Origin of the sequence: Bacteroides sp. GD17 (genome assembly GCF_038448625.1) — a bacterium.
In the GTDB taxonomy this organism is placed as follows: Bacteria; Bacteroidota; Bacteroidia; order Bacteroidales; family Bacteroidaceae; genus Bacteroides.
On the sequence record NZ_JBCEZS010000005.1, the window covers coordinates 1 to 25879 of the forward strand.

Below are 25879 nucleotides of genomic sequence, written 5' to 3' on the forward strand. Positions count from 1 at the left end.
ACAGCCTCCATATAAACTTGCGAAACTTAAATAAGAAATTAATCATATCAATATTAATCATATTAATTAAAACAAACGTAAAAATGAAAACAAGAATTGGTTTAGCAGTTCTGGCGCTTCTGGCAGCCGGATGCAGTGAAAGTGAAAACATGGGTACACCGGAAGTACCGGTTAACGCAAAAGCAATCCGGATAGGACACAGCGTGCAGGGAACAACACGTGCGGCAGTAATAGAAGGAAGCGACGTGACAGCCACAGTACTGATGTGCGACGGAAATACAGCCGACTGGACGGGCTTCACTCCCACGTACAAAAATGACATCCAAAGCGGAACATTGAACGACCGTGCCAATGTATCCACAGCCTCCTTCAAGGCAGGAACAGATGCTACGGTGGCCTTGAACCCGACACTTTATTATGCACACGCTGACCCAGCTTCCAGCACCAAGTCTCATCTGGTAGCCGTAGCTCCCGACGGTAATCTGGCAGCCAGCGGTACAATCGTAACCATGAAAACGATAGACGGACAACAGGACGTGATGTATGCCGAAGCCGTGGATGCGGGCAGCGAAAACTCTCCGGCAAACTCCATCAACCTGGCATTCAACCACCTCACCACGCAGTTGAACTTCGCGGTGAAATACACCTCGTCCGCCGGTACCGGTGAATGGAAGGGAAAGAGCGTATCCCTGAAGAGCATTTCCATCCAGAATGCCCAACTTCCCCAAACCGTAGATGCAGCAGACGGTACTGTCTCCTGGACCGACGCGGCGGCTGCGTTAAGCGTTCCGGGCATTGCGAACCCGGCTCTGAATGAATCTGCCACCGCCGTAGGAACACCGGTAATGATTAAAGGCGGCAGCACTGTAAAGGTAGATGTAACAGTGACCGTAGGCGATGCGGACCTGCCCTTTACCAATGTAACCATTAAGAACGGTGACGGAGATTTGATTACCGAAACAGCCAAAGCGCACCTAATTACCCTGGACGTGAAGGAACCGGAAACAGCTTCGGATGCAACAAGCGTTACAGCTACGGCTACTGTAACCCCGTGGGAGCAAGGAGCCCCAGGTTCTGCCGATTTAGACTAACCCGCCTGAATTTGCATCATGATGATGAGACGGAAACTAAAGACGCTTTTGCAGGTTTACCGGTTACTGGCCTTTGCAGGGATTGCGGGGATTGCAGCGGGGTGCACGGACAGCGACAGCGACAGCGGCGAGGTGTATCCGGTGGAGGAAGCCGTACCCGTGCAGCTTTTCGCCCGGGGAGGTGCACTCGAAGGCACCGCCGCCCTGACCCGCACCGAGCCGAAAGAAGCATTTAAGGCTTCCGTTGCCTTTGCCTCCGAAAGCGGGCAGTACGCCTCGCTGACCGGAGAAAAGGAAGGAATCTGGACGGCAGATGTGGATCAATCGGGAACTATTACATGGAATACGGAGGGCGGCAAAGCCGCTCCCGTTTATCCCCTTTATGGCGATTATCTATATCTGGTAGCCTGGGCTCCGGTGACTGTGCCTGCGGACGGTGCCGCGACTTACGACCTGACCGGGCAGGAAGACCTGCTATATGTAAGCGAGTTACGAGGGTGCAAATGGGACGGAGAACGCTTTTACGGCAATACACTGTCGCAGAAAGACAAGCCGCTCACATTCAACCACTTGCTGACCCGAATACGCTTCAAGGCATGCAAGAAGAAAAGCGAAGGTTTGCCGGTGACAATCCGAAAAGTAACTGTAAACGAGGCCAAGACGCAAGCAATAATTCCATTGGCAACGGGCGAACCGTCGTTCAATACGCCTTCCAGCGGTACAGCCGGTTTGTCGCTGACGCCTGCGGAGAGTAGCAATGAAGTTGCGAGCACTACCCCCGTAGAGTTGGGCAACCTGATGTTACCGCCACTGAGTGGAAATGCAGGAACTGAATATACACTGACCGTAGAGACTTCCACAGGAGCCTATAATAATGTGAGAATTACATACGGCAACACCCAGCCTTCGGATATACTGAAGGCAGGCATGTCGCATGTTGTAACTCTGACCCTCTCCGATTATGCCCTTTCCATCACCTCCATCACAGTGGAACCGTGGGAACTGGTAGATGCAGGGGATCTGGGAATAGGAGACAGAGACTGAAAGCAATAATAGAATTAACTTATAATAAACAGATAAAAAACACACGTAATGATGAAAAGATTGAGTAACAATTTGTGGCATTTATCCCTGGCACTGCCTTGTATGATGCTGGCTATGGGATGCGAACAGGAGGCGGAAAACAATGAACCGGTGGAATTGCAGATTGCCCCTGTCGTGGCGGTAACGCGCAGCGCTATAGAAGGCGGCACACAGAACAATAACAAGATGCAGAGTGTAGCGGTATATGCTACAGGAACAGACTATACTGCCGAAAAGAGTAATAACTACGCGATATATACGCAGAGTAGCGGCACATGGACAAACAATAATACTGAGAAGATTTATCTGACCAATGAAGCTGCTACGATATATGCATATTACCCGACTGATACTAGATATGATGCTAATTTAAAGATCCCGGTTACCTTGCTGGAGGGAACGGAAGCCACAACTATTACCGCCGTCGATAATGCCGGACAAAGCAGTACAGCTATTGCCTCTGCCGATGGAGAGGTAGATTGCATGTGGGCTACCTCAGTGGGAAGCGTGACTAACAAATCGAATCAATCTAATGGAGTGACATTATCTATGAACCATGCATTGTCCATGGTCAGTTTCCGCGTCTGCAAGGGTGATACCTATAAGGGAAGTGGTGTATTGACAAAAATAGTAATGAAAGATATAAACAGTTCGGGTACTACCCTGGACAAAGGAACAAACCCGATGATGGAGATTACTACCGGTAACATCACTACCGGTGCCGCCCAGGATGCAACTTATACACGCACCATTCAAAACAGTTATACCTTGCCGACGGCTGCCAATGATGCCAAGAAGTTCAGCATTCTGGTATTACCTACCACAGCTTCTATCGGGAGTGACAAAATAGAAGCCACCTTTACGATTGACAATGCCGACTACAGTGTAAAGCTGACCGCACCTTCCGATAACGAAGGCAAATGGCTGGCTGGTAAAAACAATCTCTATACGATAAATCTAAGCGGAACGGGACTTGCCATTCAGAAAGTGGAAGTCGCTGCCTGGCAAGAAGTTGCCGGAGGAACTTTAGAGATTAAATAATCATCCTAACATTGCATTTATGATCCGTATTCTCTCCCTTCATATTCTTTTTGCTGCCTGTGCTGCTTGCCTTGTCTGCGGCTGCTCCTCCGAAGAATACTCGGACGCTCAGGAAGCCTCCGTGCCGCTGGTGGTATCGGTGAGTACCGGCGGTGCCGTCCCCGCAAGCCGCTCCATTGTCAACACGACGGGAACGGCCACGGGAGAAGCTGACCATATCGGTGTCTTCCTGACAGCAGCAGACGGTTACAGCCCTTATGCCGACGAGAAGATCTCTTCCGCCATCTTCAAGCTCAGCCGAACCGGAAGTAGCACCGACACCTGGACCGCCTCCCGTCCGGTGAACCTGCAAAGCAGGACGGCACGCCTCTATGCATGGTATCCCGTAAGCGGTAATAATGAAAACGGTCTGAAAACAGAGACCGCCGGCAGTACCCGCACCGTCCCCATCGAAGTCTCCGCCTCTCAAAGCTTCGACGGCACAAGCACTACCGATTGCTCGCAAACGGACTATATGTACGGAGCTGCAAACGGAACTGCCGGCAACGCCGACGCCATCAAAGTGAGCAGCACCGCCAACAACCCCACCATCTACCTGCAGCATGCCCTGGCCCAAGTTGTCTTCACCATCGAGTACAAGGCAAGCCGCCTGCCCGATGATCAGTACGACTTCGTGAAAAGCATCACCCTCAGTGGCGGCTCCTTCCTTGCAGGCACAGGAACGATGCAGCTGAATGACGGTATCCTGGCGAGCCTTTCTTCCGCCACCACCCTGACCTTCGCCGCTAACACCAACACCTCACAACTGCCCGGCAGCACAGGCAGCCCCGCAGCCGTAGCCTACGGACTGGTGGCTCCCAACAGCGGCCATACCGGAAATGTCACCTTGAGCATGGTACTGGGAGGAAAGGGAAATACCACCTACGACCGTACCCTCACCGCCACCACCAGCACCTGGTTTGCCCAAGCCTGGGAGAAAGGAAAGCGGTACACCTACCACTTGATGCTGGACAAGAACGACCTCACCTTCAAGAGTGTGGACATTGCAGGATGGGATGACAAAAGCCAGGGCAATACCGACATGCCGCCCCTACTGGGCAAGAAACTCGTCGTCTTTGCCGAGATTGAAGGCGAAAAGCAAGCGGCACCCGCCACACGCGTGGATCCGGGCACTCTGCCCGCCTCCAATACTTACGACCGCATCGCCTTCCTGCCCAATGACAAGATCAACGTAATATGCACCCGCAACAACACCCCGCTAGCCTCCGCCGGTTACACGCTGGACAACACCGAAAACTGGGTAGTGGAGAGCGGTAGCACAGGCCTGGGCTTCCTGCCCGCCACCACTTGCCGCGCAGAGTTTCCGGTGACCTATACGGAAATCGCGCAAAACCAATCCACGGAAGCCGCCTTCCTCAGGTCGAACCTGCTGATCACGCCCGAAGTCCCTGTATCGACCGCCGAAATACACTTTACGGACAACAACGCCTTCAAGCACAAGCATGCCCGGCTGACACTGAACTTTACAGCTAAAAGCCAGTCACTACCCGCCTTCAGCCGCATGGAAGTGAAAGGCCGGGGACTGCGCACCGCCGGAAGCGAGGAAGAGAGCATCATCCTGCTGCAACCGGAACCGACGGTATATACCTGGTGTGCCGTTATCAGCCCACGCAGCGGGGAAAGCAAGATAGACATCAGCATAACGGATGCATACAACGTAACCTACCAGGCACGGCTGACCCTTGCCACCGTAGCGGAAAACAACAACTACATCTACACGCTGACCCTGCAGAACGACGTACTGGTGCCCGTAGGCAGCGAGATAAAGCCCTGGACGGTGATAGAACGGCACACGGGCGGATTTGACAACTAAAACAAAACGTATTGCCCAATGATGATACAAGTTAAAAGAAAGGCGAAAGCCATGGCAGCTATGGCAGTCCTACCCGTACTGCTGTCCCTTACCTGCTGCGACCGCGCCGGCTCCCTGCCCGCCCTTCCGCTGGAAGTGTCGGCAAAGATTGCAGGGACGCATACCCGTGCCACCACCATCGACGCATCGAACTATGACAAGAAGGACAGGTTTAAAAACGGAGATCTGATTAAGATCCGCAAGAGTACGGCAGAGGAATCTACTGCCATCACATACATTAAGAAAGACAACGGCTGGGCGCCCAATGTGGAAAACAGCCAGCTCACAACCACAGGCAAGGAAGAGTTCTTTGCCTCCTACCCTACGGAGTTCAGCGCCATCCTGTCCGATCAGACCAGCTATGGCAGCTTCTGGAAAAGCAACCAACTGACCGCTACCGCCACTGCCACTGCCAACCGTGTGGACTTCACATTTGCCCCGGCAGCAGCCAGGATCACGATCATCGTGAGATACGAGGCAGACAATAAGGCAGTAAGCGCCACGGTTACAGGCAGCAACGTATGCACCGAAACCGGTAAGACAGGTGAGCTGAAACTGCTCTGCACCGACAATGAGCTCCGACGGCATACCTATACGGGGATTATCAACCTCATCACACCCACTGCAAGCTTCCCCTATACAATAAGTGTAACCACCACGGTGGCAGACCAAACCGAAACAAAAACCTATACGGATAAAGGAAAAGGAGATCCGCCCATTACCTTCCAGGCCGGTTACGAATACCAGTATACCTTCACCACTACCACCGAGCTGATTCTTTCGAGCGTGACGGTGAAAGAGTTTATATCGACAGGAGAGCCGACGGACATAGGATCGGCAACATAAAAACAAGAACAGAAGATGAAGATAAAACATGTATTGACAATGGTCTGCGCGGCAGCCCTGCTGGCCGCATGCGGGGAAGAATCCCTGACTGCGGAACCGCAGGACAATGCACTGAGGCTGCAATCGGTGAGCATGGCGGAAGATGGCGATGCGCGCAATACCCGTGCCAGCCTGGGAGCCACCGCAATAACGAAAATCGGCGTGTACGTAACGGATAACGGCCACACCGCATTGGCAGAAAACGCCCAATCCACCTTTGAACTGAAAAGCGGTACGTGGAGCTGCACCGCACCTCCTAAAATAACGGTTGAGAATACTGCAACACCGGACTTTGTATATGGCTTCTACCCCGCCACCGGCACCGTGACCAACAGTAGCACCGGCAATCACACCATCCCCGTACAGGTGGCAGCCGACAACTTCTCGGCAAGCCTGCAGACCGACTATCTGTATGCTTCGCCACAGCCGGTTCATGCCGGAAAGCGCTCGGTATCTTTCGAGATGCAGCACGCACTGGCAAAGGTCAGCTTCAGCATTCTGAAGTCGAAGTTTGTAACGGAAAAGCTGACCTTGAACAAGGTAGAGATAGTGAGCAGCACCAACCGCCTACAACAGGGAAACAACGGCACGATGAACATCGGTACCGGGCAGTTGGCGGGTCTTGCGGCTACGGGATCGCTGACACTGACCGGCAGCACCGAACTGAAGGAACTCCTGGAGCAGCCCAACGTGAGCAGCCTGGTGGCCCCCATGACAGGAAAGGAAACAAAACTGTCGTTCAGGCTATCTGTACGTGTAGAGGGAGAAGCGGAAGACCGCGTGTTCGAGACCGCCGCCGTACCGGGCGATGGCGTGCAGTGGCTGGCGGGCTATCATTACGTGTATAAAATGACGGTGGACAAAATGGGCGGAAGCCTGACAGGCATCAAGATCGAAGGATGGAAGAATGATGCGAACCAGAATACGGGAATCGGTATTTGATAAATGATTCTTCAGACGCGGATGCTGCGGATTGAGCGGATTTTTTTTAATTCAGCATAGTAGAAAGTTATGGATAAGATGAGATACAAGGCTTGGATTTCGGGCGGCAAGATGGTTGCCCTGATGGCAATGGCAGGACTGATAGCGGGCTGTGACCCGGGCAATACGGAACTTCCGCCTTCCCTGGAGGAGAGCGGAGAGCCGGTAAGCCTGACCTTCGACCTCTTCAGGGAGGCAATGACCCGGGCCGATGATCCCGGTGCAAGTGTGAGCACGGACGAGACGATGGGCGCGGACAAAATGTTCCGCATATATGCCTATCCTGCAGGGACTACGGACTTCAGCAAACCCACGGGAAGCGAGAACTATACAGTACAGAATGACCTGACGGCTACGGGAGACTTGCTGCTGTACCGCGGAAATTACGACATGTACTTGCTTTCGTACAACTCGTCCACGGAAACACCCGTGCTGGCTACAGCGGATAACAAAGTGCACGTGATTAACGGCAAGGACTTTATGTACACCAAACTGGAGAACATCGTGGTGCAACCCGACCAAACAGGACAGAATATGATGAAGGTGGCGCTACCACGGCCTTTTACAAGAATGAACGCGCAGGTGGTGACTACGGTAGCCGCCAGAAACGGAACACAGCCTGTGCAGCCCACCAGCCTGGTGGTGAATTATGTCAGGATAAACGGACTACGCAAGGAACTGACCTACAAGCTGAACAACACAGCGTGGGAAGCGGCCGCTTCTGCTGCGGATGACACCTATACCTTCAGCAGCTTTACACTGAACACTGCCGACCAGGATGTTTACAGCAAGCGTGTCAGCAATCCTGCAGGCATACTGCTACCGGTGGACGGTACTCAGAAACTGACCTTTGATGTGAACCTCACGGTAGGCTATAAAAACGGGACGGAAGATGAAACCATGACAGATACCTACAAGGCTTCTATCGAGAAATCGTTACTACCGGGTATGACCTATCAGTTCGACTTCAGCCTTACTTTCTACGGAGCCATCATACCGACCGACCTTACTCTGGCCATCAAAGAATGGACCACCACGGACCTCAAAGGAGAAGGGCTGGGAAAAGACTAACAAAAAGACGGATTGATTATGAGAAAAATACGGATTGATATGAGTTATATAAGTAAACTACACGGGATATGGGTTGCTTGCCTTCTATTTCCGTTGCTGCTCGCCTCCTGTGAAGCTTCTGAGAAGGAAGCGGAAGCGGCAACAGAGGGAGATTTTATCTTTCGTTTGTCACTGCCGCCGGCCTTATCGGTGAGCACACGGGCAGGAGATATTGGCGGGATCAGTATCAATGACGTGTGGGTGATACAATTTGATATGGACGATAAGATGATAGCTGCCAAAAATTTCGGAGCATCGTCTATCAAGCAGGCTACCAATGAGAACGGGAGTGAAAACAAAGCATTGCTGCAGGTTGAGACCGATGGTTTCACCAATATTAACAGTACGTTCCGTGTAATCGGTAACTTCGGAAGCAACCATTCGGCACTGAAGACGTTCAGTCAAACCACGAATGCAGCCAAGGCGGATCTACAAAAAATCACGAATGACTTTTCCTCCTCCTATACCACAGAGACTAACCTTCTTGTATCTGGTGATATAGAGTATGAAAGAAAGTCCGATAATGACCAAAAGGCGGTTGTCATTGCCCCACTGAGCTTTGCTTATGCCTGGCTAACGGTAAAGTGGACGAGCGAGGTGGCATATCCCGCCAAGTTCGAACTCAGGTCCATCAAGGCTTACGGACTGCCCGCCACACTGGCCATCGACAGCCGCGCCGGAGCTGCTTCGGGGGTATATCCGGAAACGGCAACAGGCAGTTGTACCGTAAAGGAGACAAGTACAGGAAGCCTTTCAGAAGGCGGTAGTTATCATTTTTATATGCCCGAGAATCTTCGCGGCATAGGTTGTGGCGTGTCCTTCCAGCAAAAGAACATTGCCGACTATGGCCCCAAGAATGACGGTACAGCCCCTACGCTGGGGGCTGACGGCAAACCGGCGGATGGCGGCAGTCTGGCGAATTGCACCTACATCGACCTGGAAGGTTTGTACTACTATGCCAACAGCGCCGGAACCGATGCAGTGACTGGCGCAGTAGCCGCACGTTATCGCCTCTACCTGGGCGGTAACCTGATGAACGACTACAACATACGGCGGGGATATCACTACACCGTAACCGTGGAAATAAGCGGAATAAACAGCGCCGACGTGCGGGTGACGATTACGGATGGCGCGGTAGTGGTGTTCGACAAAGTGGATACGATTACTAAGGAAGTGGATTTCAGATAAGGTAAAATAAAAAGGAACAAGAATAGAATGGACAATATGAAATATTACAGTCGGGCATATATGGGAAAATGGCTTTTTGCCGTCTTGCTGTGGGCAAGCGCGGCATCCTGCGAAGATTATTTAGAGACTTCGGCTCCGATTATCCCTGAAAAAGGGGACGTACAGGTGGAACTATCCTTCGGCTTCGCCGATGAAGATGACGGCTATACCCTCTCGGGGAAAACCGATACACGCAGCGGGAAAGTAAGCCAGAACGGCGGTTTCTGTGCAGAGCTGGTGCCCAACGCAATGACAAGAGGAACAGGAGAAACAACACCGCCGGATCTGAAACCGGATGCGCTGTACGGCCTCTATGTGCTGCAATACGACAAGACGAGCGGAGCACTGCTGAAATCGAATGACCTGAGTTCCACGCCTCAGGGCATCGGCACAAAACTAAATTGTACATTGACTCCATCGGAAGACTGCCAGTTGGTAATCATTGCCCGCGGTAAAGGTAATACAACTCCCGCCATCTCCGGCAACCTCTCCGCCATACAAAAGCTGACAATGGCAAGCACGCTTTTTAGCGGGACAAGTGCCATCCCTACGTCCGGTGCCACTCTGGAGCAGATAAACAAAATGCCCTACGTACTCTACCTGCCACACGTCAAAGTGACAAGCGACGGCAAGCTGCAGAGCCTTGAAGGGGCGCACGATGCCCGCCTGCTACTGAAACGCCTTGCTACAAAGCTGACGGTGAACTGGAATGTGAGCCAAAAGGTTACAGATCAAGGTTATGCCTTGAAAGAGGTAAAACTCTGTCAAGTTCCTGCCGATTTCCGCCTGCTACCCACAGAGGAAAGTACGGAATGGGGCACTACCTACCCTTCTACCGTCTCGGAATTTGTAGACACTTATCGTCTGACTACTGAAGCGGAACTAAATGCCGGAACAAAAACCGTATGGATTCCCGCCAATGTGCGGGGCACTTCTGCCAAAGCAACTTCGCCTTATTACCGCACCAAAGAGAATGCCCCTACCGCTGCCTCCTACGTAGAGTTGGTGGTAGATAACGCAACCAAGCAAGAACGCCTCTACTACCGCGCCTACCTGGGCGGCGAAGCATCTACAGATTTCAACCTCCGAGAAAACACGGACTACAACTGGACATTGAATGTAACTTCCGTCGACTATCGGAATGACGGACGCATCCAGCTACTGGACCAGACTCCGGTGAAGAGTGTGAACCTCGTGGAGACATCGAATTGCTTCATGATGCAGCCGGGTACGAATATATGCTTTAATCCGTACAAGCATGAAGCAGGAGGTACAGACGGATGGAACACAGCACTGGTTTCGGGTGGAAACATCATTGCCAACAAGACAATCTCACACGTCAAAGTACTATGGCAAGCCAAAGATGCAGGTACATCGGGTGACCTGGTAATGGGGTATGTAATAGATGACGGCAATCATAAAAACTTAGTAAACACGACGGATATAGAAAATAAAGACAATGCACGGGTACACATAAAAGTGCCCGTAACCAATGGTGGAAATGCCGTGATTGCTGCATACAACAGCAGCGATGTAATTGTTTGGAGTTGGCATATCTGGATTAGTGACTACATACCTAAAGGGCTGGAAGGAGAGATTGATGCAGATACGCGTGACTTTGCCATAGAGAATGCACGAGCAAGTACGTATGAGGGAACAGTGCATACTTACGGGGGGCGGTCGTGGATTGAACCCACCGGGGCTTTCTATAACTGCGTGATAATGGATCGCAATCTGGGAGCTACTCGTGCCGGAATACAAACCAATTTAATCAATGCCGTGCGCACATTCGGATTACTCTACCAAGGGCGAAGAAAAGACCCGTTTTTCAGTACGGCAGATGGTACTAAAAGTGAAGTAAATACGATATATGACGGTACAGGAAAAACGATAGAAGGAGGCATTAGTAAGGATAAAGATACTAGTTGTAGTCTGGATAATACCATTCAAAATCCTTTAACCTTTTATACCAAATTCAATACGAGCACTTATACAGCCAGCTGGGGAGGGGATGGCGCCAAGACCATCCATGACCCGTGTCCCAAAGGATGGAGGGTACCTTCGAACACAAATATAAACGATGCATACACATCGTTTATCGCAGGATTCGGAGGGACGCCGGATGATACTTATGGTGGCGACCCATACAAAGCATCGTATGCAACGAACCTCATGTATTACAATGGAAAGGAATTTATAGAATTAAAGTATGATAATAGAACAAAAATTTCTTCAGAGATAGTCGGCTCCGGTTACATGTATTTTAGTGACGAAAAAGAAAATCCGGGAAGCTATACAAATAAATCCGCCTATTTCCCGGGAGTTTCGCTTCGTGAAGAAAATGACGGAAAATACAGAGAAAGTGCTAGCAATAATACTGTTTATTTGTGGTCTTCAACTCCGGATGGCACGAAGCAGGCTCATGCTCAAATGCAATGTCTTTCTAATTATCAGCCTAACGGCAATGGAATAGTATCTACTAAAACTAATACCCGGGTTTTCGGTTTCTCCGTACGTTGCATTCAAGACAGGATTAAGAAAGGTACAAAGCCTTAGGTTTAAGATTGGTATAACATATATGTATCTCAAAAGAGATCCACAGTTTCTCGTATAAGTAAGGTAGCCGCAAAGGAGGAATAAAGCACAAGCTAACTAAAAAGCAGGAAATTCAATCCGGATTGGCATTTTAGTATTAGAAAAAGTTCAATATATCCAATAAAAGATTTATCTTTGGACAATTTTATAGTTAATGTGCAAATTTGTCCAGCTTGAACATATGAATCTGATTAGTAGAAAGTTAGAAACAGAAATACGCCGTTTAATTGAATTTTATCCGGTGATAACGATTACCGGTCCAAGACAATCCGGTAAAACAACATTATGCCGTGAGATGTTTCCGGAGTATGCATACACTAACTTGGAAGACCCGATAACCCGGTCACAGGTCATAGCAGATCCCCGAAAGTTCTTTGACTTATATCCCAATGGATTAATCATAGACGAAGCCCATCATTATCCGGATTTATTTTCATTCATTCAGGTTACTGTTGATCAAGACCCCAAACGTCGCTTTATCATAACAGGAAGCAGTAATTTCGCACTTTTGGAAAAGGTAACTCAATCATTAGCCGGAAGAACAGCTGTTTTGACATTGCTGCCATTATCTCTACATGAGTTAGGAGACAGAATAAATAATCTTTCGACTGATACTCTGATGCTGAACGGTTGCTATCCTGCCATTTGGTCCAAGAATTTTCCAAGAGAAGATCTTTATAAAAATTATTATTCAACCTATATAGAAAGGGATTTAAGACAAATCATCAATTTGAAAGATATCAGTCTATTTCAGATATTTATACGTTTATGTGCCGGAAGAATAGGTACCGAATTCAATGCTTCCGCTTTGTCCGGAGAAGTGGGCGTAACAGTCAACTCTATAAAAAGCTGGCTTAGTGTATTACAAGCCTCGTACATAGCTTATTCCCTTCCCCCCTATTTTGAAAATATCGGGAAGCGTCTTGTAAAATCTCCAAAACTGTATTTCTACGACACGGGACTTGTTTGCTATCTGCTTGGAATTGAAAATGAGCAACAACTGGCTGTTCATCCTCTTCGGGGAGCAATATTTGAAAATATGGTTGTAAACGAAGCTATTAAAAACAGACTGAATAAAGCCAAAGACCCAAACTTGTATTTCTATAGAGACAAATCGCAAAAAGAAGTTGACCTACTACACTTGAAGGGAAACCAAATACAAGCTTATGAAATAAAATCAAGCCAATCTTACCAAAAAGAATACTACAAAGGAATAGACTACTTAAAAGGAATTCTTAATGACCGATTGGTAAAATCAGCCTTAATTTACGATGGAAAGGACGAAATGGATTCTGATGAAAATGGAGCATATAACTTTCGACATTTTTATCTAAAGGAATGAGCTAACTAAAAAGCAGGAAATTCAATCCGGATTGGCTTTTTATTTTTATCCTTGTAATGGAAGAAACATTGTGATTATAAAAACGACAGAAGAGTATTAAAAAGATATAATTAAATCACAGTCCCTAAAATTATTTTCCGTTTCCGCCTTGTGCATCAAGCATGCATGAGGCAAGACGGAGTGTGTTTCAACATTCCGAAACAAAATCAACAAACTTAAATACATATTATTTATATGAAGCAGATATTAAAATGGTATTTGTTCGGGCTCTTTTTGGGCCTGATCACTTTTTCTGTGAGTCTGACGGGATGTGAAAAGCCAATAGACGACATAGTGGTGCCACCCACGGACGAAGAAGGGTTAGTGCCGGTTTCATTGACTCTCGGATTCACAGAAGAAACAGGAAGCTATACTCCCGCTCCGGGCTCCCGCTCCGGGCTCCCGCTCCGGGCTCCCGCTCCGGGCTCCCGCTCCGGGCTCCCGCTCCGGGCTCCCGCTCCGGGCTCCCGCTCCGGGCTCGCCTCGAAGGAGGCAATGCCTCCTTCGAGGCGAAACTCGCACCTCACGCCAATACACGTATTTCCTCACCCGTGCCGGATGGCTTATACAATCTGGAAATAGTGCAGTATGACTCGAACGGAAACTATGTGACAAAGCAAACCATAGGCAGTGTAAGCACAGGCGCACCAATAACAGTAAACCTACAAGCTAAGAACGACTGCCAACTGCTGCTACTGGCCCGGGGAAACGGAAATGCAGTATCGAGCATCGCAACCAATAAATCCTTGCAGGAAATACGGAATACACTTGCCACATCAACAGTAATAGACGCGATAGATCCTACATCGGGTAGTCTGAATGCCATGCCCTACATACTTCATCTGGAGCACGTGAATGTAGTGAAAGATGATGCCGCCAACAAATATGTAATTCAAAGCCCGGAAGGTGCCTACGACGTCCGCCTACGCCTAAAACGACTGGCGGCTAAACTGACGGTGAACTGGACATTCGACGAATCAATGAAAAACAACGGCTATACGCTGAAAGAAATAAGACTATGCCAAGTCCCCAAAGATTACCGTCTACTCCCCACCACAGAAAAAAATGAATGGGGAACCACCTACCCGACCACCATCGCAGAATTCATTGACCCTTACCGACTGACGTCTGCTGAAGAGTTGAATAAAGGGCAGAAAACAATCTGGATACCTGCCAATGTGCGTGGTACTTCTGCAAAAGCTACCTCCGACCGCTATCGTACAAAAGAGAATGCACCCATCGCAGCCTCGTACGTAGAGTTGGTAGTGGATAACGCAGTGAAGCAAGAACGCCTTTACTATCGTGCCTATCTGGGCGGCGATCAACCTACGGATTTCAACCTTTACGAAAACACGGATTACAACTGGACATTCAACATCAAATCGGCCAACTATCGGGAGGACGGACGCATCCAGCTACTGGACCAGACCCCGGTGAAGAGTGTGAACCTCGTGGAGACATCGAATTGCTTCATGATGCAGCCGGGCACGAATATATGCTTTAATCCGTACAAGCACAGTGCGGGGACAAACGGATGGAATACGTATCTGACAGATGGAACGACTTTGACGACAGATAAAAAGATTGCTACAGTCGAGGTGTTATGGCAGACCAAAGATACGGGAACTTCCGGTGATTTGGTAATGGGGTATGTGATAGACGATGACCATCATGAAAACTTGGTGAATACCTCTGATATAAGTGATATTAATAAAGCGCTGGTACATGTGAAAGTGCCTGTAACGAATGGCGGTAATGCAGTAATTGCAGCCCGTAATGCTTCGGGAATTATTGTTTGGAGTTGGCATATCTGGATTAGTGACTATGTGCCTAAAGGATTGGATGCAGCAAGTGTGGTAAATGCTTCTTCGCGTGCAACGGCAATATCGAGTGCCCAAAATGCTACTCAAAATGGGGCGGTACAGGTATACCAGGGCATATCGTGGACAGATCCCGCCGGAGCTTTCTACAAATGTGTCATTATGGACCGTAACCTGGGAGCTACGAGAGCCGGCATACAAGATAATCAGACCGATGGACAGCGTACCCTCGGCTTGCTGTATCAAGGCGGACGCAAAGACCCGTTTTTTGCAGCAGCAGACGGAACGACGAAGAATACGAAGACAATTTACGATGGTGCAGGAGAGCCGTTAGACATAGATAAAAAGACGCTGACTACGGTGGCAGCACTAATACAAAACCCGAAAGCATTTGCTGTGGGTGGCAATTATTCGTATCCAGAATCTTCTTATAATTGGAATGGAGACGGGCCTAAAACAATCTATGACCCATGTCCGAAGGGATGGAGGGTACCTTCCAATGGTATTACACCGTCGGGGCTTTTAAATTATAATCCCTCAATAAAGACGGATGACGGCACATTCAAATATTGCATGTGGACAGGATTCGGAATGAACGACGGTGCTACCGGTGCCAGTGAATCGGCCAAACCGACATTTGATAATATTATGTATTATGACGGTACCACTCAGAATATACTTTCTATCAATGCCTCCACAGTACGTGAGTCGGACTATGTAGGGTCAGGTTTTATCTATTATGGAACATCAACCGGACCGACTGGAGATAAGTCGATATATTTTCCTGCAGTTTCGCTTCGGGAGATGAGTAGTAACAGCTCTACTGCCGGCACTTATCGTGCAAAGAAGAATAATACAGTCTATCTGTGGAGCTCTACAAGAGCCTCGAAAGAAACAAGTGCCATGTTGATTTATCAGATTCAGGATAATCAAATATCAGTAACGCATCCCATTGACTGGAAATTCGGTTTCTCCGTGAGATGCGTACAGGATAATATTCAGAAGAAACCTTAATGTTTTTTCTTTTTAATAGTTCAATAATAGGTTCAGATGAAAATGGAACATATAATTTCCGACATCTTTATCTATAGGAATAAACCAACTAAAAAGCAGGAAATTCAAGCCGGATTAGCGTTTTATTTTTATCTTTGCAAGAGATGTAGATATCCTTTTCGAAAGATTTGCTACATTTGCACTAATCACTTTAGATATATGATTAAAGTATGGAAAGAACTTACATCAATGAATTTCATAAGCAATGGATAGAGAGCACTCTGCAATCAATAGCCTCTTGGCAGAAGCAGCCAATCTCATTAGAAGAGAAAAAGAAGCAACAAGAGATGTTGAACCGACAGAAGGCTATAAGAGAGGGCAAATTGAAAAGTTAAAAGAATTCGCCACTCTTAATGGCTTATGGATTGACTTTAATACTCTCCCTTTATCATACCTCAATAAAGGAGGAGAAAATGAAGTTTTCACCGGTGATGAAGACATAGTAATCAAACTAAATAATTTTGAATATGCAGGTGATGACTTAACTAACTTCTTCATCAGAATGGAAGCGCATAATCATTTCTTCAGCAATGTAACATATTCCTTAATTGGTTTTGCCTATAATAGTTTGTATGAATTTTGTGCCGTATTAGTTCAGCCTTATGTCAGAGCGAAAAGAGAAGCTACAGAGGAAGAAATTGCTGATTATATGGAAGCATTAGGGTTTGAGATGGATTATTGTGATGAATTTCATAATGAAAAATATGAAATATTTGATGCTGTACCTAACAATGTATTATATGGTATAGACAATAGACTGTATTTCATTGATACCCAAATCAGACAGAGGCTCATTGAATGAGCCAACTAAAAAACAGGAAATTCAATCCGGATTGGCATTTTATTTTTATCCTTGTAATGAAAGAAGCATTGTGATTATAAAAACGACAGAAGAGTATTAGAAAGATATAATTAAATCACAGTCCTTAAAATTATTCCCCGTATTGCCTTGTGCATCAAGCATGCATGAGGCAAGACGGAGTATGTTTCAACATTCCGAAACGAAATCAACAAACTTAAATACATATTATTTATATGAAGCAGATATTAAAATGGTATTTGTTCGGGCTCTTATTGAGCCTGATCACTTTTTCCGTTGGTCTGACGGGATGTGAAAAGCCAATAGACGACGTAGTGGTGCCACCTACAAGCGAAGACGAACTGGTGACGGTATCGCTCAATCTGGGATTCGCGGAAGAATCAAGCGGGGAGTTATACCGAAACGGCTCGCCGAAACGGCTCGCCGAAACGGCTCGCCGAAACGGCTCGCCGAAACGGCTCGCGTTGAAGGCAGCCAAGCTGCCTTCAACGCGAGCTTAACCTCCGGAGTCATGACCCGTGCCTCGACGGATGTTCCTGATAAACTTTACAATCTGGAAATCAGGCAGTACGAGCTGGATGGTAGCTATATACCGTCGACCGGAGGAGAACTTGGAACGAAAGAAGTGGGCGAGCATCTGGAGGTTACCCTGGCAACAAGAGACGATTGCCAGCTGGTGATAGTAGCCCGCGGAAGCGGCCCGGCTGTGAGCACACTGGGAAGCAAGTCGTTGAGCGAGGTACAAGACATGACTGTAAGTTCGTCCGCCATCAATGCGATTGATCCTGCCGCAACGAACGGCATGAACGCCATGCCTTATGTGCTTCATCTGGAACATGTAAAAGTGGCACTTGTCAATGACAAACCGGTGATTCAAAGCATAGACGGTAGTTACGATGCCCGCCTGATGCTGAAACGGCTGGCAACGAGACTGACTGTAAACTGGAACTACACGGTATCGGGCTATAAGCTGAAACAACTGCTATTGCAAAGCGTACCCATGAACTATGCCATCGTAAACAAGCCGGAAAGCGATGGCACCTACCCCTCCATCGTATCACAGTTCACAATACTGGAAGCAAAAATAACCGATGACAATGCGGCAGAAGGTTCGTATTCATGGTGGGTACCGGCCAATGTACGCGGCGAAAATGCAGCAGCGACTTCGGATCTGCAACGAATCAAAGCCAATGCACCTACGGGCAGCAGCTTCCTGAACTTTGTAGCCACCAGTGATGCAGACATCAAAAAGAAACTGGACTATCGTGTCTACATCGGCTCGGGGGCTTCGACCGATTTTAATATGTATCTCAATAAAGATTACGTCTATACCGTAAACTTCAGTCATACGGGAATTCCCGTCAATGACAAGCGCGTAACGTACATAGACCCTATCCCGGCTTCGGAGAATAACGACAACAAAGTGCCGACCGCCAACTGCTTTATGGTAGCTCCGGGTGGTGCATTCTGTTTCGACCCGTTTGCTTATCAACAAAATGGTGCAGAGATAACGAATACTGAAATGACGGGATGGTATAACACCACCGGTACAGGAATTAAATCTGTAAAGCTTCTCTGGCAGACCAGAGAGAACGGAGATGTGGGCGACCCAGTGATGGGCATTGCCAACTCCACAGGCGACCAGACCAATATTGTAGACATCAAGCGGACGGACGGCAGTAGTATCATAACTGTGCCGGCCAACAACAAAGGACAATGCCTGATATACTGCCGCGTAGCCGCCAACACCTCGGGCGGCAGCGGAGCCATTGCCGCTTACGACGGAGAGGACGGCACGGGAAATATCGTATGGAGCTGGCATGTGTGGGTGACGGATTATCATCCCTCAGCAACCGGAAGTGAAGCAGTATATGAGCCTGTCAATCAGCGAAAACTACGTTTTACAAAAAATAACCCCAATGTTCTTCCAATGATGGATCGCAACCTGGGCGCCATGGCAGGATACATTGACGAAGCCCCTAAAGATTTTGTAGAGAAGTCTAAAACGCACGGTTTCCATTATCAATGGGGGCGTAAAGACCCGTATCCCAGCAGCTACACAATCAAGCAAATACCAAACAATAAAATAGACAATAAAGATGCGGATACTCCTCCCGATGGAATGCAGAACAGATACAAAGCAGACGGAATAACGTATGTGAAGAATGAAGGCAAAAAAGGAACGGTAAGTCCACAAGCATCTTGCCAACAGCCATTAGCGTTTTATGCTGCTAATGGAGAGGGGCCGGCATGGAGTAATAGTGATTCGGATAAATGGGGAGGCACCAATAAAACGGTCTGGGATCCATGCCCGGCAGGATGGAGAATTGCATCTAAGGATGAAATGAAAGCCATCGTCGCGGAAGGAACAGGATTGGCTGATCCGACTTATGGAAACAGAAACATCAAAAACTTTGCAACCAGAGAGGAAGATGGTGGATTTCTGGTTTACTTTGAAACAACCAATACCCATACTTCTTACTTCCGCTTTACCGGATACGGACGGTATTTCAATACCTTTGATTATATCGGTATTTTGTGTACGCTATGGACCAGAAATAAAGGTAACAGTAATCAGGGAATAGCCTACCGGTTACCAAAGGATAATGGTGACACAAGTGCGGGTATATTCACAGACAAATCAATGTATGGAAGCGATGCTCATCCCGTTCGGTGCATTCAAGAAAAGCAGTAAATACATTCTAATACGTCAACCCCACTATCCACAACGGCAGTTTTTTGCCCGTAGCATATTCTATATTATCGGCAAGAATGAAAGAGTCCGGCAAATCGGCAATCTGTTTGAAGGTTTTGTCGGCACCTCCTACTTCAAACGTATATTTATGGTCGACAACGAAATCACCTTGCGTTTTGCCATATTCTACCTCGTGATTTACAGCAAGCTGGCTGACGACAAAAGTTTCTCTTGCCGTACCTATCTGTACGGATGTAGAAGCGATGGCATAAAGCAAGTTCGGATTCTGAAGATAAATCTTATCAGGCTTCTGCATCTTTTTAACAGAAACAATATCTGAATATAGCAATTTAAGCAGTTCAGCACGGTCCAAATTCTGAAGATAGGCAATTACTGAGTTCCGGGTAAGCCCTATCGTTCCTGCCAACTTGGTAATATCAACTTCATAGGGAACGGATGAAGCAAGAATGCCCAACAAAGCCTTCAGTTTTCTCACATAAGCAGGATCAACCCCACACAGTAGAGGCATTTCCTGCTCCAGAATAAGGTTTACCACATTCTCAATACTTATATAATAATCTTCCCGATTGCCGGTGAAAAACGGATAGTAGCCATCGTGCAGGTACTCGTTGAACATCTGCACCGGTCGGCACAGTTCATTCATCTCCTGGCAAATGTGACCGGCATTCTCCAAAATTTCCGGCAAAAGATATGTAGGGATATTGATATTCTTATAAAACATCAAGAATTCACGGAATGACAGACCATACATATTATAGGGTAAACATCTTCTGGAAAGATCTGCATCCGCATTCAGTATATTGAGCAACGATGAACCGCTGAAAACAATCCGCATAGACGGATATAAATCGTATACCTCTTTGAGTTCTTTACTCCAGGTGGGGTACTTATGTACTTCGTCCAGAAACAAGTGTTTACCACCTTGGAGATAGAATTTCTCAACCAACTCGAGCAGCGTATGATTACTAAAATAAATACTGTCGAGTGTGCAATAGAGCACATCGCGACTTCCGGACGGATAATTCAGTTTGATATATTGCAGCATCAAAGTGGTTTTTCCTACACCGCGGGATCCTCTGACAGCAATCAAACGATTGTCCCAATGAATCTTGTTCATCAGTTCCCTTACTATTTCAGTACTTGTTTGCGCCAACAGTCTCTCTTGTTTTAAAAATAAACTATCCATATTGCTTGAAATTGGTTACATGATATGGCAAATATACAAATTTGTTTAGAGAGGTAAGCAAAAATAAGAGGAATTTGTTTAGAGCAGAAAGCAAAAACAAGCAAAATCTGTTTAGAGCAGAAAGCAAATCAAAGAAAAGTCCTAAAAAGAGCGAAGCGAAGAACCTGTTCCCCCTTGATGTAAAGAACAGAGCTTCTTCGCTACGCCCGGAATGACGGAATAGTTTATCCCTATTATTTCTTCTCTTTCAGCAAATCACGGATCTCCGTCAGCAAAACCTCTTCTTTCGTCGGAGCAGGAGGAGCAGGAGGAGCTGCAGGGGCTTCTTCTTTCTTCTTTTCAGTCAGCTTGGTAAGCAGCCTTATAAATAGGAAAATGGAGAAAGCGATAATGAGAAAATCGAACGTTACTTGCAGAAAATTACCATAGTTCAAGGTAACGGCAGCAATCTCTTTTCCATCCACTACTTCGGCAGGTTTCAGTACCCACTTCAAGTCAGTAAAATTCACACCACCCACCAATAAACCGATAGGAGGCATTATCACATCCGATACAACGGAAGACACAATCTTACCGAACGCACCACCGATAATCACACCGACAGCCATGTCTATCACATTGCCTTTCATGGCGAATGCTTTAAAATCTTGTAAAAATGAACTTTTTCCCATCTTTTAATTTATTTAATTATGAAATTAAGTGCGAATATAAAAACAATTTCGTACTTTTGCACCGCATTTAAGAAATAAATGCAGTTTTGAGACGAGAGATATTTGAACAAATATTAATAGAACCCTTAAAAGTTTAAACAAAATGATTAAAGTAGGTATTAATGGATTCGGACGTATCGGACGTTTCGTATTCCGTGCTGCAATGAAGAGAAACGATATTCAGATCGTAGGTATCAACGACCTTTGCCCGGTAGATTACTTGGCTTACATGCTGAAGTATGACACTATGCACGGACAGTTCGATGGTTCTATCGAAGCTGATGTTGAAAACAGCAAGCTGATTGTTAACGGTCAGGCTATCCGTATCACTGCAGAAAGAAACCCGGCTGACTTGAAATGGGATGCTGTAGGTGCTGAATACGTAGTTGAATCTACAGGTTTGTTCCTGAGCAAAGACAAAGCTCAAGCTCACATCGAAGCTGGTGCAAAATACGTTGTAATGTCTGCTCCTTCTAAGGATGACACTCCGATGTTCGTTTGCGGTGTTAACGAAAAGACTTACGTTAAAGGTACTCAATTCGTATCTAACGCTTCTTGTACTACTAACTGCTTGGCTCCTATCGCTAAAGTTTTGAACGACAAATGGGGTATCACAGACGGTTTGATGACTACTGTTCACTCTACTACTGCTACTCAGAAAACTGTTGACGGTCCTTCTATGAAAGACTGGAGAGGTGGTCGTGCTGCTTCTGGCAACATCATCCCGTCTTCAACAGGTGCTGCTAAGGCTGTAGGTAAAGTAATCCCTGCATTGAACGGCAAATTGACAGGTATGTCTATGCGTGTTCCGACTTTGGACGTATCTGTAGTTGACTTGACAGTTAACTTGGCTAAGCCCGCTACTTACGCTGAAATCTGCGCTGCCATGAAGGAAGCTTCTGAAGGCGAATTGAAAGGTGTTCTGGGTTACACTGAAGATGCAGTTGTTTCTTCTGACTTCTTGGGTGACACTCGCACTTCTATCTTCGACGCTAAAGCTGGTATCGCTTTGACTGATACTTTCGTTAAGGTTGTATCTTGGTATGATAACGAAATCGGTTATTCTAACAAGGTTCTTGACCTGATCGCTCATATGGCATCAGTTAACTGCTAATATACAGTTAGAAAATAATAAAAAATAGGCGGCTTCTATAGAAGTCGCCTATTTTTTTTGCAATTTTGCAGTTAGTTCGTTTTTTATCAGACTACTTAGGATGATAGAGGGGACTACTAATGTAATATTGCTTTGTCTTATGAATGATATATTGGCTCAAAACCCATTTCTTGAAAAATATTCCGCACCGCACGGCACGACCCCGTTCGACAAGATAAAAACCGGAGACTATGAACCTGCCATCCGTGAAGGCATACGCCTCCAGAATGCGGAAATAGATGCTATCATCGATAATCCGGAAGCCCCTACTTTCGATAATACCGTATTGGCTTATGAAAAGTCCGGTGAGTTGCTTCAGCGCGTCAACACCGTATTCGGTAACTTGCTGAGTGCAGAGACCAATGACGACCTGCAAGAGCTTGCCAAAGAAATAATGCCGCTGATGAGCGAACACGAGAACAACATCAGTCTGAACGAGAAGTTGTTTGCACGCATTAAAACCGTTTATGAGCAGCAGGACAAAGAAGAACTGAATGCAGAACAGGCCAAACTGCTGGAAGAAATATACAACGGATTCGTGCGCAACGGCGCGAACCTGGAAGGAGAGGCCAAAGAGAAATACCGTGCCTTATGCAAGGAACTCAGCCTGCTGACGCTGCAATTCAGCGAAAACAACCTGAAGGAGACAAACGAATATAAGCTGATTCTTACAGAAGAAGCACAACTGTCCGGCCTGCCGGAAAGTGCCATAGAGGCCGCTGCCGAAACGGCAAAAGAAAAAGAGACGGAAGGCTGGGTATTCACTTTGCAAGCTCCCAGTTACAGCCCGTTCATGACGTATGCCGACAACCGCGACCTGCGCCGCGAGCTTTACATGGCTTATAACACCAAATGCACACACGATAATGCCAGCAATAACCTGGAGATCGTGAAGAGAATAGCCAATGTCCACATGGAGATTGCACAGCTTTTGGGCTATGATAACTTTGCAGAATACAACCTGAAAGAACGTATGGCACAAAACAGCGATGCTGTTTATAAGCTGCTGAATCAACTGCTGGATGCTTATACACCGGCTGCCAGACAAGAGTATGCCGAAGTACAGGAACTGGCCCGTCAGGAACAAGGAGAAGACTTCGTGCTGATGCCTTGGGATTGGGCCTACTATTCGCACAAGCTGAAAGACCGGAAATTCAATATCGACGACGAAATGCTCCGTCCCTACTTCGAACTGAGCAAGGTGAAGGAGGGAGTTTTCGGCTTGGCAACCAGATTATACGGCATCACGTTCAAGAAGAATCCGGATATTCCGGTTTATCACAAGGATGTGGATGCTTACGAAGTATTCGACAAAGACGGTAAATTCCTTGCCGTATTCTATACTGACTTCCATCCCAGAGCCGGCAAGCGTTCGGGCGCCTGGATGACAAGCTACAAAGGACAATGGATCGATGAAAAGACCGGAGAAAACAGCCGTCCGCACGTATCCATCGTCATGAACTTCACCAAACCGACGCAGGACAAACCTGCCTTGCTGACTTTCGGTGAGGTGGAAACCTTCCTGCACGAATTCGGACACAGCCTGCATGGCATGTTTGCCAACACAACCTACGAAGGTCTGAGCGGTACCAACGTTTACTGGGACTTTGTGGAGCTGCCTTCCCAATTCATGGAGAACTTTGCCATAGAGAAGGAATTCCTGCATACCTTTGCCCGCCATTATCAGACCAACGAGTTGATACCGGACGAACTGGTGCAGCGCATTGTAGACTCATCGAACTTCAATGCTGCATACGCCTGCCTCCGGCAAGTCAGCTTCGGCCTGCTCGACATGGCCTGGTACACACGCAACACGGCATTCGAAGGCGATGTGAAAGCCTACGAAAAGAAAGCATGGGAAAAAGCACAAATACTTCCTTCGGTAGAAGAAGCCTGCATGAGTACCCAATTCTCGCATATCTTTGCCGGAGGATATTCTGCCGGATATTACAGCTATAAATGGGCAGAGGTGCTGGATGCTGACGCTTTCTCGCTATTCAAAGAGAAAGGCATCTTCAATCCGGAAGTAGCGGCATCCTTCCGTGAGAACATCCTATCCAAAGGAGGTACAGAACACCCGATGACGCTTTACAAACGTTTCCGTGGACAAGAACCGACAATCGACGCATTATTAATAAGAAATGGAATAAAGAAATGAAGAGAATAATAAGAAATATCAGCTATCTGCTGTTTGTGTTTGCATTGCTGCCCGTATTGAGCGGATGTGATAACGAAGACGACGTTATAGAGATTTTTACAGGGAAGACGTGGAAACTCAGCAGGCTTACGACGGAAGGCAGCAGTGCCCCATTCTACTCAGGCCTATGGAGCAGCGATGAAGCTATGAATGCAAGCTTAAAAGCTTTTGATGTAGCTGCCAACTTCACATTGGTTTTTCAAGGCAGTGAGTTGGACGGACAACTGCTGGGAACAAAATTCAATGCACAAGGTATTAAGGAAAGCCTTGAAGGCACATGGAATATAGATGGAAAATCATTAACTTTTTCCGAAATGAAAACGGACGGCTCAGAAAACGACCCTCTGGGCAAAGCGTTCATCAACGGACTACAGAACGTCTATAAGTACGAAGGAGATACAAACTCATTAACCCTCTACTTCAAAGACGGGCAATCAACAAAAGTAATGGGTTTCAAGCCCCAATGATAAAACATAAGATATCATGGATGATTCTATGAAAGACAAACAAGAAGCACTGGACAAGCGTTATATACGCATGGCAAGCATCTGGGCTGAAAACTCATACTGCAAACGCCGCCAGGTAGGTGCGCTGATTGTAAAAGACAAGATGATTATCTCCGACGGTTACAACGGTACTCCCTCCGGTTTCGAGAACGTATGCGAAGACGAAGACAACGTTACCAAACCCTACGTGCTGCATGCCGAAGCAAATGCCATCACCAAGATAGCCCGCTCCAACAACAGCAGCGACGGCGCCACGATGTACGTCACCGCCTCTCCCTGCATAGAATGTGCCAAACTGATAATCCAGGCAGGCATCAAGCGGGTGGTCTACTCCGAGAAATACCGGTTGGAAGACGGCATCGAACTGTTGAGACGTGCAAACATCGAAGTAGTATATATCGGTGATTAGTGA

At 47.2% G+C, this 25879-nt stretch carries 20 protein-coding genes; 18 read left to right on the forward strand and 2 right to left on the reverse strand.

Annotation, left to right across the window (positions count from 1 at the left end):
- The first annotated feature begins 83 nt into the window (after positions 1-83).
- The 14 genes from AAE250_RS09015 (at position 84) to AAE250_RS09080 (ending at position 19694) form a co-directional block, all read left to right on the forward strand.
- Positions 84-1091 carry a fimbrillin family protein gene (locus AAE250_RS09015; protein WP_342288871.1) on the forward strand — a complete coding sequence of 336 codons (1008 nt, stop codon included), beginning with the start codon at positions 84-86 and terminating at the stop codon, positions 1089-1091.
- An 18-nt stretch (positions 1092-1109) separates the two neighbouring features.
- A complete protein-coding gene (locus AAE250_RS09020; protein WP_342288872.1) occupies positions 1110-2135 on the forward strand; it encodes a fimbrillin family protein in 1026 nt (341 codons plus the stop codon).
- 48 nt (positions 2136-2183) lie between these two features.
- Positions 2184-3215: a fimbrillin family protein gene (locus tag AAE250_RS09025; RefSeq protein WP_294601608.1), complete on the forward strand. Its 1032-nt coding sequence runs from the start codon at positions 2184-2186 to the stop codon at positions 3213-3215.
- A gap of 19 nt (positions 3216-3234) precedes the next feature.
- Positions 3235-5088: a fimbrillin family protein gene (locus AAE250_RS09030; protein WP_294601610.1), complete on the forward strand. Its 1854-nt coding sequence runs from the start codon at positions 3235-3237 to the stop codon at positions 5086-5088.
- 18 nt (positions 5089-5106) lie between these two features.
- Positions 5107-5973: a hypothetical protein gene (locus AAE250_RS09035; RefSeq protein ID WP_294601612.1), complete on the forward strand. Its 867-nt coding sequence runs from the start codon at positions 5107-5109 to the stop codon at positions 5971-5973.
- A gap of 15 nt (positions 5974-5988) precedes the next feature.
- A complete protein-coding gene (locus AAE250_RS09040) occupies positions 5989-6954 on the forward strand; it encodes a fimbrillin family protein (RefSeq protein ID WP_294601614.1) in 966 nt (321 codons plus the stop codon).
- Positions 6955-7023: 69 nt separating this feature from the next.
- On the forward strand, positions 7024-8064 hold the full coding sequence (locus tag AAE250_RS09045) for a hypothetical protein (RefSeq protein WP_294601616.1): 1041 nt from the start codon (positions 7024-7026) through the stop codon (positions 8062-8064).
- Between the two features lie 39 nt (positions 8065-8103).
- A complete protein-coding gene (locus AAE250_RS09050; RefSeq protein WP_294601618.1) occupies positions 8104-9291 on the forward strand; it encodes a DUF4906 domain-containing protein in 1188 nt (395 codons plus the stop codon).
- Between the two features lie 36 nt (positions 9292-9327).
- A complete protein-coding gene (locus AAE250_RS09055) occupies positions 9328-11886 on the forward strand; it encodes a DUF4906 domain-containing protein (protein ID WP_294601620.1) in 2559 nt (852 codons plus the stop codon).
- Positions 11887-12106: 220 nt separating this feature from the next.
- Positions 12107-13267: an ATP-binding protein gene (locus AAE250_RS09060; protein ID WP_294601621.1), complete on the forward strand. Its 1161-nt coding sequence runs from the start codon at positions 12107-12109 to the stop codon at positions 13265-13267.
- A 647-nt stretch (positions 13268-13914) separates the two neighbouring features.
- Positions 13915-16140 (forward strand): DUF4906 domain-containing protein, encoded by a 2226-nt coding sequence (locus AAE250_RS09065; protein WP_342288873.1) that lies wholly within the window; start codon positions 13915-13917, stop codon positions 16138-16140.
- 244 nt (positions 16141-16384) lie between these two features.
- On the forward strand, positions 16385-16981 hold the full coding sequence (locus AAE250_RS09070) for a putative polyvalent protein kinase domain-containing protein (RefSeq protein ID WP_342288874.1): 597 nt from the start codon (positions 16385-16387) through the stop codon (positions 16979-16981).
- A gap of 233 nt (positions 16982-17214) precedes the next feature.
- The gene (locus tag AAE250_RS09075) at positions 17215-17499 is read left to right on the forward strand and encodes a hypothetical protein (protein WP_342288875.1); all 285 of its coding nucleotides are present in this window, start codon (positions 17215-17217) and stop codon (positions 17497-17499) included.
- A gap of 11 nt (positions 17500-17510) precedes the next feature.
- Entirely contained in the window at positions 17511-19694 is a 2184-nt protein-coding gene (locus tag AAE250_RS09080; RefSeq protein WP_294601393.1) for a DUF4906 domain-containing protein, read from the forward strand.
- A gap of 7 nt (positions 19695-19701) precedes the next feature.
- Here the strand turns inward: AAE250_RS09080 and AAE250_RS09085 are convergent, their stop codons facing one another.
- Positions 19702-20901, reverse strand: a complete 1200-nt coding sequence (locus AAE250_RS09085; protein ID WP_294601390.1) for an ATP-binding protein — start codon at positions 20899-20901, stop codon at positions 19702-19704.
- Between the two features lie 233 nt (positions 20902-21134).
- Entirely contained in the window at positions 21135-21572 is a 438-nt protein-coding gene (gene mscL, locus AAE250_RS09090) for a large-conductance mechanosensitive channel protein MscL (protein ID WP_294601389.1), read from the reverse strand.
- A gap of 142 nt (positions 21573-21714) precedes the next feature.
- On the opposite strand from mscL, the gene gap reads away from it, so the two are divergent.
- The 4 genes from gap to AAE250_RS09110 all read left to right on the forward strand — a co-directional run bounded on the left by gap (position 21715) and on the right by AAE250_RS09110 (position 25876).
- Entirely contained in the window at positions 21715-22725 is a 1011-nt protein-coding gene (gene gap / locus AAE250_RS09095; protein ID WP_342288876.1) for a type I glyceraldehyde-3-phosphate dehydrogenase, read from the forward strand.
- A gap of 139 nt (positions 22726-22864) precedes the next feature.
- On the forward strand, positions 22865-24922 hold the full coding sequence (locus AAE250_RS09100; RefSeq protein WP_294601387.1) for a M3 family metallopeptidase: 2058 nt from the start codon (positions 22865-22867) through the stop codon (positions 24920-24922).
- Positions 24919-25428 (forward strand): DUF4847 family protein, encoded by a 510-nt coding sequence (locus AAE250_RS09105; protein ID WP_294601386.1) that lies wholly within the window; start codon positions 24919-24921, stop codon positions 25426-25428. Before AAE250_RS09100 ends, AAE250_RS09105 begins: the two co-directional genes overlap by 4 nt.
- A gap of 16 nt (positions 25429-25444) precedes the next feature.
- Positions 25445-25876: a dCMP deaminase family protein gene (locus AAE250_RS09110; RefSeq protein WP_294601385.1), complete on the forward strand. Its 432-nt coding sequence runs from the start codon at positions 25445-25447 to the stop codon at positions 25874-25876.
- Positions 25877-25879 lie beyond the last annotated feature (3 nt).

Excerpts from the sequence above, each read along its gene's own strand:
- AAE250_RS09015 (WP_342288871.1), top strand. The coding sequence starts at position 84 with ATGAAAACAAGAATTGGTTTAGCAGTTCTGGCGCTTCTGGCAGCCGGA.
- AAE250_RS09020 (WP_342288872.1), top strand. The coding sequence starts at position 1,110 with ATGATGATGAGACGGAAACTAAAGACGCTTTTGCAGGTTTACCGGTTA.
- AAE250_RS09025 (WP_294601608.1), top strand. The coding sequence starts at position 2,184 with ATGATGAAAAGATTGAGTAACAATTTGTGGCATTTATCCCTGGCACTG.
- AAE250_RS09030 (WP_294601610.1), top strand. The coding sequence starts at position 3,235 with ATGATCCGTATTCTCTCCCTTCATATTCTTTTTGCTGCCTGTGCTGCT.
- AAE250_RS09035 (WP_294601612.1), top strand. The coding sequence starts at position 5,107 with ATGATGATACAAGTTAAAAGAAAGGCGAAAGCCATGGCAGCTATGGCA.
- AAE250_RS09040 (WP_294601614.1), top strand. The coding sequence starts at position 5,989 with ATGAAGATAAAACATGTATTGACAATGGTCTGCGCGGCAGCCCTGCTG.
- AAE250_RS09045 (WP_294601616.1), top strand. The coding sequence starts at position 7,024 with ATGGATAAGATGAGATACAAGGCTTGGATTTCGGGCGGCAAGATGGTT.
- AAE250_RS09050 (WP_294601618.1), top strand. The coding sequence starts at position 8,104 with ATGAGTTATATAAGTAAACTACACGGGATATGGGTTGCTTGCCTTCTA.
- AAE250_RS09055 (WP_294601620.1), top strand. The coding sequence starts at position 9,328 with ATGAAATATTACAGTCGGGCATATATGGGAAAATGGCTTTTTGCCGTC.
- AAE250_RS09060 (WP_294601621.1), top strand. The coding sequence starts at position 12,107 with ATGAATCTGATTAGTAGAAAGTTAGAAACAGAAATACGCCGTTTAATT.
- AAE250_RS09070 (WP_342288874.1), top strand. The coding sequence starts at position 16,385 with ATGGATAGAGAGCACTCTGCAATCAATAGCCTCTTGGCAGAAGCAGCC.
- AAE250_RS09075 (WP_342288875.1), top strand. The coding sequence starts at position 17,215 with ATGAAGCAGATATTAAAATGGTATTTGTTCGGGCTCTTATTGAGCCTG.
- AAE250_RS09080 (WP_294601393.1), top strand. The coding sequence starts at position 17,511 with ATGACCCGTGCCTCGACGGATGTTCCTGATAAACTTTACAATCTGGAA.
- AAE250_RS09085 (WP_294601390.1), bottom strand. The coding sequence starts at position 20,901 with ATGGATAGTTTATTTTTAAAACAAGAGAGACTGTTGGCGCAAACAAGT.
- mscL (WP_294601389.1), bottom strand. The coding sequence starts at position 21,572 with ATGGGAAAAAGTTCATTTTTACAAGATTTTAAAGCATTCGCCATGAAA.
- gap (WP_342288876.1), top strand. The coding sequence starts at position 21,715 with ATGATTAAAGTAGGTATTAATGGATTCGGACGTATCGGACGTTTCGTA.
- AAE250_RS09100 (WP_294601387.1), top strand. The coding sequence starts at position 22,865 with ATGAATGATATATTGGCTCAAAACCCATTTCTTGAAAAATATTCCGCA.
- AAE250_RS09105 (WP_294601386.1), top strand. The coding sequence starts at position 24,919 with ATGAAGAGAATAATAAGAAATATCAGCTATCTGCTGTTTGTGTTTGCA.
- AAE250_RS09110 (WP_294601385.1), top strand. The coding sequence starts at position 25,445 with ATGGATGATTCTATGAAAGACAAACAAGAAGCACTGGACAAGCGTTAT.